This window comes from Rufibacter sp. JT20002, assembly GCF_056491185.1.
In genome coordinates, this window is record NZ_JBSZJY010000001.1 from 824,946 (window position 1) to 836,622 (window position 11,677).

An 11,677-nucleotide genomic window follows, 5' to 3' on the forward strand; every position below is an offset into this window, starting at 1 on the left:
CTGGTATTTTCCATTAAACGGCCTTAAAACAAAGGAGCCATCTGCTTTTGCAAATGGCTCCTTTGTTTTAAGGCCGTTTTCTATTTAAGTTCTATAAATCGATTCTGAATTTTGAAGTGGTGATGCCGCCGAAATTACCGTAGCCGTTCCGGATGTTGCTGTGCAGGTTCAGGGGCTCGGCAAAGGGGTTATCCTCTTCGTAATTGTCTTTGGAGCGCTCGTACAGGTATAGGTCTGAGGTGATGTGCTGCAAGGTTATCTCCATTTGAGAGGGTGGGGTACCGCCTCCGGTATACGCACCAATCTTGCCGGTGAACGAGATAACTCCCTGGTTTGCCCATCCGTCATCAAACACTTTGTAAAGTTCAATCTTCTCCACCTCTTCCCCAAAAATATCGTCATTCTCATTCCGGGTGTAAGCGTTGCCCACGGGACGACCCTGGTCGTCTAGCAACTGAACAAATAGGCGGTAGTAGTTTTGCTGCCCCGCAGGATCATTGAATTGCACCCGCAGAGAACCCGAAAAATTGTACTGGTCATGTTTGGCATCGGGCTGGAAAGAAGCAGCGGCCACAGGTATCCTGGCTGGCATGGTCAGTTTGCCTTCAATAGTCTCAAAACTGGGCGCACTTATCTGCAAGGTGTATTCCTGGCCCGGCTCTGGGGTAAACTCAGAAGTGGGTTTGTAGTTGCCCTGCTCGGGGTTAAAGTCCAGGGTCACAAACCGGAAGCTCTGCTTCACGGCCCCATTGTGGTCCAGGATGTTGACAGAAGCATCTTTGACCATTCCGTTCCGCCACAGGTCATTTGCCGACAAGACAGATTGGCTCCGCCCGATGTACATGTTCTGTTTAGGAGAATCGGTGTTGAGGTTGTACTGCACGGCCAACCGCGGGGTATGTTCCGGCACTTCCATGTCCACTTCCTTTTCGCAGCCGGTTAAGGTCCCGCTTACAGCAAGGCCGCCCATGAAAACTAAACTGCGCAGGCTTTTGAGGTATTTTCCAGAAAACAGGGTAAAAACAAGAGGTGACATTTTCTAGAATTTAAAGGTTTTGCTGATAGACGGTAGAATAGGGAAAAGACTGATCTGCTTGAACCGGGCGGGATCGCCCTCCTTCTCACCCGCTTGCACATAAATGAAATAAGGGTTCTTGCGGTTGTAGGCGTTGTAAAAACTGATGTTGTTGACCACCTCTCCCCAGCGCTTCTTCTTGGTATGGCTCAGGCTGATATCGGCGCGGTGATAGGCGGCCATGCGGTAGCCGTTGCGCGATCCGTAATCATTGTAGGTTTCGGTTCCGCCGTAGCCTCCCTCCCAGGCCTCGCCCAGCACGTAACGACCTTCAGGCAAAGTGATGGAGTTGCCGGTGCCGTACACCCACGTACCCGACAAGGTTAGATTGGGCTTCAGTTGATGGATGACCACCACTTCAAAGTCATGGCGGCGGTCATAGCGGTACGGGAACTTCGCGCCCCGGTTCAGGTCTGGGAACTGACGGTTAGACCATGCCAGGGTGTAGCCAATCCACCCGTTGGTGCGGCCCGTCTTTTTGTGCAGAAACAACTCCGCGCCATACGCCCAGCCTTTCCCGGTGGTGACCTTGGTATCCCAACTGCTGGAAATACCAATGAACGAGGCGCCCTCTTTGTACTCAATGAGGTTGTTCATGGTCTTGTAATACCCTTCCAGGCTGATCTCCAGTTTGTCGCCGGCGATAGTGCGGGTGGCTCCCAAGGCTACCTGACGCGAGCGCTGCGGCTTTATCTTCTCGGTAGAGGGTACCCACAAATCGGTGGGCAAGCCGATGCCGCTGTTGGTGAGCAGGTGGATGAACTGGGTCATGTGGGCGTAAGACGCTTTCAAACTCAGCTTCTCGGTGGCAATGAACCTAACCGAGGCCCGCGGCTCAATGGAAGAGTAGGTTTCCTTGTTCACCAGAAAACCGTTGGCCCGCACGCCAATGTTCACCTTGAACCGTTCAGAAAGCCGCAGGTCGTCTTCCAGGTACAGCCCTACTTCCTGCGCGTTGGTCTTGCGGGTGTTCACGTTGAGCTCTTCGGCAGAGCCGCCGTTGTTGTCGCGCACCTGCAAAGCGCCCGGTTGAAACTGGTGGTGCACGTATTGGGTCCCGAACCGGATGTAATGGTCAGGATTAGGAATGTAGTCGAAGTCCAGTTTGGCACTCAAGTCCCGAATGTTGGAAAGGTACTTGAGTTTATAGTCATAGGAGTCGCCCTGGTAGCTGGAACTCTCCTCACTGGTAATGTCAAACTGGTACTTGGTGTAGGTGAGGTGAGTATTGAGGAAAAGGCGTTGGTTGAGGATGCGGTTCCAGCGGAACGCCGAGGTAAGGTTTCCCCAACCCAGACCGGCTTTGCTTTTCCTGTCTTCATCGTTCCGCTCCATGTCGGCGTAGAACTCGTCATAACCGGTATAGGCGCTCAGGTACAAGCGGTCTTTGGGGCTTACTTTCCAGTTTAGTTTTCCGTTTAGGTCGTAGAAATAGTAGCCTCCCATTCCTTCTTCCTTGTTCATAAAAGGACGGGCCAGCAGGTCAATGTACGTGCGCCGACCTGATACAATAAATGAGGCCACGTCTTTCTTGATAGGTGCCCCCACGGTTAAGCGGGAGGCAATCAGCCCAATTGAGCCTTCGCCGTCAACCTCGTTCATGTTGCCTTCCTTCATGGAGATATCCAGCACCGACGATAACCTACCCCCGTACCGCGCCGGGAAACCTCCTTTCACCAGTTCCACATTGTTCAAGGCCTCAGCATTGAACACCGAAAAAAACCCGAACAAGTGAGAGGCATTGTACACCGGCACGCCGTCCAGCAGGATGAGGTTCTGATCTGGCCCGCCGCCGCGCACGTACAAGCCGCTGGTCCCCTCGCCCCCAGACTGTACCCCTGGCAATAATTGCAGCGTCTTGAGCACGTCCACTTCCCCAAACAAAGCCGGCACCGATTTAATCTGGGACACACTCATGTTGATGGTACTCATGCGGGTACTTTCGCGCACGTCTTCCTCGCGGGTATTGACCACCTCCACTTCGCGCAGTGCGGTTGCAACCGGTTTTAGCAGGAGGTTTTGTTGCAGGTCTTTGTCTAAATAGGCAGAAAACAGGTGGCGCTCAAACCCCACATAGGACAGGACCAATTTAACTGAGTCTTTGGGCAGGGTGAGGCTGTAGAACCCATAAGCATTGGTAGCAGTGCCTTGCCCGGTGACTGAGTTGAGAATGGCTACCCCAATGAGGTTTTCGCCAGTTTCAGCATCGCGCACATAACCACTGATGGTGAATTTTTGCCCAAAGCCCATAAGGGGCAGCAAGAGAAAAGCAACGCTTACCAGGCACTTCAGGCTGTGTTTGCCCGCCAGGTCCCGATACCTAAAATGAAAGGACATTCAGAAATGAGTTGAGATAGACGATGACCGCAGGTAAGGCTTACCTACCGTGTAGGTAATGGACCGTTAAGATCGTATTTACCCCTACTCTTTCCAAAGAAAACTTTGCTTAGTACCCTATGTGCAGAATGGCGTCACCCTGATTGACCACGGGCATATGATTTAACCCAATTACGTAGCCACTCACCGGGGAGGTGATAGGATGACTGGCGTAACCGTACGGATCAGCGACGGTTCCCACCTGTTGTCCTCGGCTGATGTGCTGCCCGTTTTTCACGTAACTTCTAAACAGCCCTGCCCGGCGTGCCCTGATCCAGGTGGTTTTCTTACAGACCACCGGCGGTTGGGAAACCGGCACCGATTGGTCTGTGATCCCCAGGTGGTGCATAACCCGGGCGGTTCCCTCTATGGCCGTATTGATGCTGTTTTCATCTAACCGCAATGATTCGCCAGATTCATACACGATGATGGACTTGCCTAGCTTGGAAGCCTCTTTGCGCAGAGAACCCGGCCGTAACTTAGAATCCAGGATGAAAGGAGCCCCAAAAGCCTGAGCCAGTGCTTCGTTCTGCCCATCGTCCAGCTCACACCTGATCTGGGGGTAGTTAGACCGACTGGCCCCTCCGGTATGGAAATCTATGCCATAGTCTACCAGAGGCAGCACCTCACTTGTAAATCGGGCCGCCACCCTGCTGGCCAGAGACCCATTGGGCGTACCCGGGAAACTGCGGTTCACATCCTTGCCGTCTGGCACCTCGCGGGAAAAGTTGAGGAAACCGTAGATATTGAGGATAGGAATAGCCAGAATGGTGCCTTTTAAAGGTTGCAGCATCCGGCGACGTACCATCCGGCGGATGATTTCAATGCCATTCACCTCATCGCCGTGCATACCGGCCATGAGCAGCAATACTGGTCCTGGTTCCATGGCCCGGAAGACGTGGATAGGGATATCAATCTGGGTACCGCTAGGCAACCGCGATATGTTCAACCGGATGAGCAGATCATCGCCGGGACGGATCTCAATGTTATTGATGATCATCTCCGCCATCGGGGGTGCTTGGTTTCTTTGTCTTCTTGGCTTTCCCTTTTTTTACCAGCAATTCTGTGTATTCAATGATTTTACCGGCAATGTCTTGCTGGGTGGCTTTCTCAATGCCTTCTAAGCCTGGCGAGGAGTTCACTTCCAAAATAAGTGGCCCTCGGCTAGATTGCAGCATATCCACGCCGGCCACATCCAGACCCAACGATTTGGCGGCCAACAAGGCGGCGGCTTTCTCGGCGCGGCTGAGTTTGATCAGGCTGGCACTACCGCCTCGGTGCAGGTTTGAACGGAACTCGCCCTCTTTCCCCTGCCGCTTCATGGCGCCTACCACTTCGCCGTTCACCACAAACACGCGGATGTCGGCGCCTTTGCTTTCAGCGATGAATTCCTGCACAATAATACGGGCCTTCAGGTTATGGAACGCCTCAATCACTGATTCTGCGGCTTTCTGGGTTTCGGCCAAGACCACGCCCAAGCCCTGGGTGCCCTCCAGCAACTTGATTACCAGCGGCGCCCCTCCTACTTCCTTGATCAGTTCTTTTACTTGTTTAGAATAGTTGGTGAAGGCCGTTTTAGGCATCCCCAAGCCGGCCCGGGCCAGAATCTGCAGACTGCGCAGTTTGTCTCTGGACCGCAGGATGGACTGGGAGGCTACCACGCTTTTCACCTTCATCATCTCAAACTGGCGCACCACGGCCGTGCCGTAAAACGTCACCGAAGCCCCAATGCGGGGAATGATGGCGTCAATGCCGGTCAGCAACTCTCCTTTGTAGAGAATGTGCGGATCGCCTTTCTCCATCACCAGGTCGCAACGCAAATGGTCCAGCACTACCGTCTCATGGCCGCGTTGCTGGGCCGCTTCCACCAGGCGCCGGGTAGAATATAACTTTGGATCACGAGAAAGGATCGCAATTTTCATAAAGGAGAGTTCTTGGATGAGTTAGTTCTTTTCTTGGTATTGTTTTTGGCCTTGAGCGACAGGTTCTTCTTGGAGACATCCACGATAAACCGCTTCCGGAGCAGCGTTCGCCCCAACAAGACCGGGTACTTTAAGTCACTGCGGTCTGAGAGCGAAAACTCCGTCTCTATCTCCTGCCCGTAGATAATCACCTTAGTACGGATAACGTAACGTTCCTGCACATCGCCAAACGAACTTTTTACGCTGCGCAAATCAAAATCGGTGAACTCAAAGGCTTTGTGATTGTACGCCGGATGATTTTCATGCAGCAATTCAAAGTGAACGGCCCGTCTGCCGTCTGGCAAATCCACCTCCCGGATGTTGTCACAGTGAATGGACGAAGTGTACGCACCGGTATCCACTTTGGCCTCTATCTCAAACAACTCCAGCTCAGGAAAATCTACCATCTCCCGCCGACCTATAATGCTTTTAACAGGCTTGTCTTTCTTCATACTCCTAAAGCTTCGCTGTTTTTAGGCCATTAATCAGAAAACAGGCCTGAAACAGACAGGTTAAATCCCAGTGTAAGTGATGCGGTAAATGGCATCGTTCATATCATCAGAAACCAGCATGGAGCCGTCTGGCATCATTTCTACGTCTACGGGGCGGCCCCACTCCTTCCCGTCCTGCAACCATCCGGCCGCAAACGGTACAAAACTACCTTTGCCTTGCGCATCGGTGCGGTAGAGGCTTACCCGGTACCCAATCTTCTCGGTGCGGTTCCAGGAACCGTGCTCAGCAATGAAGATCTGGTTTTTGTAGGTTTCTGGGAACATAGCCCCGGTATAGAACTCCATACCCAAGGTACCGCCGTGCGGATTCAGCTTTTGCACCGGAGCGGTATAACTGCCGCAGTCTTTGCCTTTACCGAACTCTGGGTCTAAGGTCTCACCGGCGTGGCAGAACGGATACCCAAAGTGCATGCCTTTTCTAGGGGCGCGGTTCAGTTCATCAGGGGGCATATTGTCACCCATAAGGTCACGACCGTTGTCTGTAAACCACAATTCTTTAGTAGTTGGGTGCCAGTCAAAGCCTACGGTGTTACGCACGCCGTTGGCAAACACCTCCAGGCCTGAGCCGTCTGGGTTCATGCGGTTAATGGCGGCATACACCGGCTCCTTTCTAAGGCAGATGTTGCAGGGCGCGCCCACTGGCACGTACAGCTTGTCATCTGGCCCGAAGGCGATGTACTTCCAGCCGTGGTGCTCTTCGGTAGGGAACTTGTCATAGACCACCGCAGGCTTGGGTGGGTTCTTCAGGTTCTCGGCGATGTTGTCATAGCGGGTGATGCGGCTGATCTCGGCTACGTACAAGGCGCCATTGCGCAGCGCTACCCCGTTGGGCATGTGTAACCCAGAAGCAATGGTAATCACCTCATCGGCTTTGCCGTCTTTGTTTCTGTCTGGGATGGCGTACACGCTGCCTTTGTCGCGGGAACCTACGTAGAGCGTTCCGTCTGGCCCCAACGCCATAGACCGGGCATTCACCACATTACGGGCGTAGTAGCTGATCTGGAAACCATCTGGCAACGAGATTTTGGCCAGGTCTGCATCGGCGGCAGGCTGCTCAGTCACGTTCTCGGAGGCGGTATCCTGGGCAGCCGTGGAGGTTCTTTCGCCTTCTTCGTTTGCATCAGGCTTCCCTGAGTTGGAAGAGCAGCTTACCTGAAGGAATAACGCCAGCAGACAGGTGCTCCATTTTAGTATTGCGTGTTGTTTCATAGTTTTAAGATAGGTGGTTCAGTTGCAGCAATATTCAAATGTTCCAATTAGCAAGTTAAACTTACGTAATATAGAATAGCACAATATTAACTAAATTTAATGTTTATAAAAATCTGTTTAAACAAAGTAATGTGAGTTTCTACCCATCTTATAGATTTGCAGCCGTGTATCTCTTCTTCAAAATACATTTTAAATACTACTATACAAATCTAAATAAGTTTATATTACTCTGTGAATACCCTTAAATTCATAATCATCATCAAAATTCTTGCGCATACGTTATTCTTCCAGTTAATGCTCTTTTCCTTTTTTCATTACGAGTACCTCGGCCTTCCGCTCAACGCACTGTGGGGCATCTTCTATCTAAACAGATTATCCAAAGGAATCATATTGCTAAAACACTCCCTGCACTCTTAAGAAATAGCCTTTTTTGGAAAAGGAACAGGAAAACATAGCTTTCCTGTTTGGCGCCCCTGCTCCCTTTTATCAAAAATCAGCATCTCCAAGGTGCATCAACTGTTAGCATCTGAAGGTGATAGCTTTGAAAAGCTTTTGCTAAGGGCGTATACGCAAGAAAACTTACTTGGCTGTCTTTGAGCGATGATTCCGTAGCCACGTAGCCACGGTGTACAGCAGGTTGGTATGCCCTGTCTGCAGCACCACCAGGTTGTGCCTTTTGAGGGCGTTCAGGAACACTTGCAGCCGCTTCTGTGAGATGATCTGGTCGTACTTTCCCAGAAACACGTTCACTTCAATGTTGCTCTGATTCAGAAGCTTCACTATTTTACGGGTATCAAAAGTTAGGTTGCTGAATCCCGTCCAGCTGCGGTACACACGGAGGCGTTTCTGGGGCGAGTCCATCTGCCAGTTGGCAAACTTCACTAGGCCCGGATCTACCCAGCGCTTCTGCTCCAACCAGCTCAGGGTTCTGAAGAACCGGGTGGGCCGCAACACAATCCGTTTAAAGAGCCCCTGCAGCCAACCCGGGTACGTTGCCAGGCTGTAGAGCAAATGCGTTTTGATGCCGTCTGGCGCAATCAGGTACAATTCCTGCATGCGGTCATGAAACTTCTCCAGCACCGTAAGGGCGAATTTACCACCCATACTGAACGCCATCACCGAGAACCGGCCAATCCCCTCCTTCTCCAGCAACTCCTGAATAAACACCTGAAGCTTTTTCTTAGAAAGCGGCTGGTCTGCTTTGCTCAAGGTGCTTTTGCCGTGGAAAAACAGGTCTACCGCAAACACCGTGTATTCTGGCTGCAGCGTGCGGGCCATGGTGTCATAGTAATGGCTTTCCTGTCCGTACCCATGAAACGCCAGCAATGCCCGGGGCCCGTTGCCCATAATGCGGTAATGCAGTTTAGAGGATCTTATCTGGATGTAAGGCATACAGGCGCAACAGCTTTTCTAAAGTATTACGGCGCAATTAAAGAAAAATATACTTTTTGGTACTTTCCGTTCACAGTTACCCAAAGGCACCTTTGGTCTACCTACCTGAAAACAGACCTAAAACATCTTCTTCGCCGGTTCATAGAAATTCATTATTTGCCTATCCCTAACTCATCTGGGGTCGCCTTCCATTCTGCACAAATTTGACTAAACAAAGAATACTTAAAATTACCAGTTATTAAAACACTACCTTTACTAAACACCAATCTTCAGAGAGGCCCTTAATCCTTTTGCCTCTTTCTTGACGTTCCCCACTGCTTCTTTTTTCTAGTACTGGAAATCAATTAGCCTTTCATCTTAACAGGTCTGGTCCTTAGTGTCCTGCCTTCACCATTTAGTTATTATACCTATGGGAATTCCCAAATTAAAAACAGGCATTGCCGCTTTTGACCTCATTTCAGAGGGTGGCTTGCCAATTGGCCGAACTACTCTTTTAGCCGGTAGTTCTGGAAGTGCCAAAACCTTGTTTGGTGCTCAATTCCTGGCCATGGGTATTCTCTTATACAATCAAAATGGAGTATTTGTCACCTTTGAAGAGCAGGTAGAAGATATCAGGAACGACCTAAAAAGCTTTGGTTGGGACATAGACCAATGGGAGGCGGAAGGTAAATGGACGTTTATAGATGCTTCTGCTAAAGAAGAAGATGTCATTACAGTTGGCGAATTCGACTTAAGCGCTTTCAGGATTCGGCTGGAGAGGGCTATCACCAAAAACAGCGCCTACCGGGTAGTCATTGATTCTATTGGCAGCATTTTCACCCACTTTCCTGAGCATAATATTATCCGGCAGGAAATGTCCAAGGTGTCCATGACGCTGAGGCGAATGAAAGCTACGGCCATTATCACCACTGAGCGCACAGAAGAGTACGGGGCCATTTCACGATACGGGGTGGAAGAATTCCTGACGGATAACGTCATGATCTTGCGCAACGTGCTTACCAATGAAAGGCGTCGCCGCACCATTGAAATACTTAAGTTCAGGGGCAGCAACCACGTGAAAGGTGAAAACCCTTTTACCATTGTGCCCATGAAAGCGATAGTAATTGTGCCTATTTCTGCCATGAAATTGACCCAGCATTCCTCTAATCAACGCATTTCTTCGGGAGTTGAAGAATTAGATGAAATGTGCGGCGGTGGTTTTTTTAAAGGATCTATTGTGCTGGTTTCTGGGGCCACGGGTGCTGGCAAAACGCTTTTGGCCGCTAATTTCATGAATGGCGCCAAAGAGAAGAAGGAACGTTGCCTGCTACTGGCGTTTGAAGAGAGCCGCGAACAGATCTTCCGGAATGCTAAAGGCTGGGGCCAGGATCTGGAGCAGTTAGAAGCAGATGGTCTACTCAAAGTAGTATCCCACTACCCCGAGGTTCGCTCGCTGGAGGATCATCTCATCAACATCCAAGACCTCGTCAACGAATTCAAACCCGAACGCATCGCCATAGACAGTATCTCTGCTTTAACCCGCAACCCCTCCGAAAGAGGGTTTCAGGAATTTGTGGTAGCGCTCACCAATTTTTTGAAACATAAGGAAATCACCTGCATGTTCTCCGCCACTACGCACATGCTTACCGGTGGCGCCTCTATCACTGAAGGAGACATCGCCACCATTACAGACACTATCATTCTGCTGCGGTATGTGGAACTGACCGGCGAGATGCAAAGGAGTATCACGGTACTGAAAATGCGCGGCTCCAAACATGACGCCTCTATTCGCAGAATCTTAATTGATGAAGAAGGAATGCGGATTGGCGCACCCATCACAGGAATAAGCGGCCTGCTTTCAAACACTCCTATAGTGGCTTAGCAAAAACCCTGAGGAACAATGGGAATAGATGAAAGACAAAACGCGAAGCACCTAGAATAAAAATTAATGACAAATTACTGGATACAGCTCTTTATAAATAGAAACAGCACTACTTCTGTAGGCGCTGAAGAAAACTTAAATGCTATCCTCAAAAGATATTTTCCGGGTGACTATCAACTTGAGATTATTGACATTCAGGAACAGCCAGACAAAGCTGAAGAAGCTGGCATTTTAGCAATTCCTACTTTGATTAGAAAATGGCCTCAACCAGAGGTGCGTTTGATTGGTGCATTAACGGTTCAAACACGGGTATTAGCTGGTCTAGGAATAGCCAACGTAGACCATTTACAGAAATAAGGATTAATCCTGAGTACTTAGAAACAACTCAGACTTCTTTGTGATAATCGCACTTTACTTATACCCAAAGGTTTATGTTTATTAAAATCCCAGCTATAGGAAGTATCCAGGAGATGATCCTGAACACAGATTTTGTGGTGTCAATTACGCTAGATGTTACAAAAGCAGCCGGTGTCCTGGAAATTGAACTTGTAAAAGGAGATAGAACCCAGGTCTTGGAGTACTATTTTGACGAAGAAGGAGAAATGGAAACTATGTATGAAAAGCTCAACAGTCTACTAGAAGCAAAACAACTTTTCAAACAAGAGGGATTTGTAGGATAACCGAGGAAACGACACGATTTAGAGGCAATGTTCTGGTTGTTTTTACTTGATTAGTAAATAGGTGTATTTATATACTAATATATCCATTTGTTTTCTACTTTTCTGCGTATAGCTTAAGACAGCTCACTTACGCTAAACACATGAAAACCAAGACCTTATTATTTACCTTTTTAATGGGTGTGCTTACTTTTTGTACCACCCAAGCTTTTGCGCAAAGCACACAAAACGAGCAGGAGAAAAGACTAGAACAAGACTCAATCAGAGACAAAGCCCAAGGCGATAAAAAGCGCCTGAACGATTTGGCGGCGCAAAAGAAATCAGCCCAGTCTGACGCTAAAGTTGCCAAGGCCAACGCGAAGGAAGCCAACCGGATTGAGAATGAAGCATCAGACGCCGCCAGAGAGGCGAAGCAAGCTGCCAGAATGGAGGCCAAAGCGCAGAGAAACAGAGCCAACGCTGATAAACAAGCAAAAAAGGCGGAAAAAGCAGTAGAGAAGTCAGATAATAACTAACCTTTCAAAAGCTTAAAGATCCTCAACCCAGTACCTTTTCTGACGCAACGCACACATCATCAACTTATTTACAAAGCCCGAAGCGTTTCAAAGCTGATA

The 11,677-nt window shown here is 49.6% G+C and carries 11 protein-coding genes; 4 read left to right on the top strand and 7 right to left on the bottom strand.

What is annotated here, in order from left to right:
• Window positions 1-91 precede the first annotated feature (91 nt).
• The 7 genes from ACW9SV_RS03275 to ACW9SV_RS03305 all read right to left on the bottom strand — a co-directional run bounded on the left by ACW9SV_RS03275 (window position 92) and on the right by ACW9SV_RS03305 (window position 8,525).
• Entirely contained in the window at window positions 92-1,036 is a 945-nt protein-coding gene (locus ACW9SV_RS03275; protein WP_479555306.1) for a DUF4249 domain-containing protein, read from the bottom strand.
• Window positions 1,037-1,039: 3 nt separating this feature from the next.
• On the bottom strand, window positions 1,040-3,412 hold the full coding sequence (locus ACW9SV_RS03280) for a TonB-dependent receptor (protein ID WP_479555307.1): 2,373 nt from the start codon (window positions 3,410-3,412) through the stop codon (window positions 1,040-1,042).
• A 109-nt stretch (window positions 3,413-3,521) separates the two neighbouring features.
• A complete protein-coding gene (locus ACW9SV_RS03285) occupies window positions 3,522-4,460 on the bottom strand; it encodes a succinylglutamate desuccinylase/aspartoacylase family protein (protein ID WP_479555308.1) in 939 nt (312 codons plus the stop codon).
• Entirely contained in the window at window positions 4,438-5,373 is a 936-nt protein-coding gene (gene rimK, locus ACW9SV_RS03290) for a 30S ribosomal protein S6--L-glutamate ligase (RefSeq protein ID WP_479555309.1), read from the bottom strand. Before rimK ends, ACW9SV_RS03285 begins: the two co-directional genes overlap by 23 nt.
• Window positions 5,370-5,864, bottom strand: coding sequence for an ATP-dependent zinc protease family protein (locus tag ACW9SV_RS03295; protein WP_479555310.1), 495 nt, complete (start codon window positions 5,862-5,864; stop codon window positions 5,370-5,372). The genes rimK and ACW9SV_RS03295 overlap by 4 nt, the downstream gene beginning before the upstream one ends.
• Window positions 5,865-5,924: 60 nt before the next feature.
• The gene (locus ACW9SV_RS03300; RefSeq protein ID WP_479555311.1) at window positions 5,925-7,133 is read right to left on the bottom strand and encodes a PQQ-dependent sugar dehydrogenase; all 1,209 of its coding nucleotides are present in this window, start codon (window positions 7,131-7,133) and stop codon (window positions 5,925-5,927) included.
• A 579-nt stretch (window positions 7,134-7,712) separates the two neighbouring features.
• Complete coding sequence (locus ACW9SV_RS03305; protein ID WP_479555312.1) at window positions 7,713-8,525, bottom strand: alpha/beta hydrolase; 813 nt, start codon at window positions 8,523-8,525, stop codon at window positions 7,713-7,715.
• Between the two features lie 409 nt (window positions 8,526-8,934).
• Here ACW9SV_RS03305 and kaiC point away from each other — a divergent pair, with 409 nt between their 5' ends.
• From kaiC to ACW9SV_RS03325, 4 genes are all read left to right on the top strand, one after another.
• Window positions 8,935-10,386: a circadian clock protein KaiC gene (gene kaiC, locus ACW9SV_RS03310; protein WP_479555313.1), complete on the top strand. Its 1,452-nt coding sequence runs from the start codon at window positions 8,935-8,937 to the stop codon at window positions 10,384-10,386.
• Between the two features lie 66 nt (window positions 10,387-10,452).
• On the top strand, window positions 10,453-10,743 hold the full coding sequence (locus tag ACW9SV_RS03315; RefSeq protein ID WP_479555314.1) for a circadian clock KaiB family protein: 291 nt from the start codon (window positions 10,453-10,455) through the stop codon (window positions 10,741-10,743).
• Between the two features lie 74 nt (window positions 10,744-10,817).
• A complete protein-coding gene (locus ACW9SV_RS03320) occupies window positions 10,818-11,066 on the top strand; it encodes a hypothetical protein (RefSeq protein ID WP_479555315.1) in 249 nt (82 codons plus the stop codon).
• 140 nt (window positions 11,067-11,206) lie between these two features.
• Window positions 11,207-11,578: a hypothetical protein gene (locus ACW9SV_RS03325; RefSeq protein ID WP_479555316.1), complete on the top strand. Its 372-nt coding sequence runs from the start codon at window positions 11,207-11,209 to the stop codon at window positions 11,576-11,578.
• Window positions 11,579-11,677 lie beyond the last annotated feature (99 nt).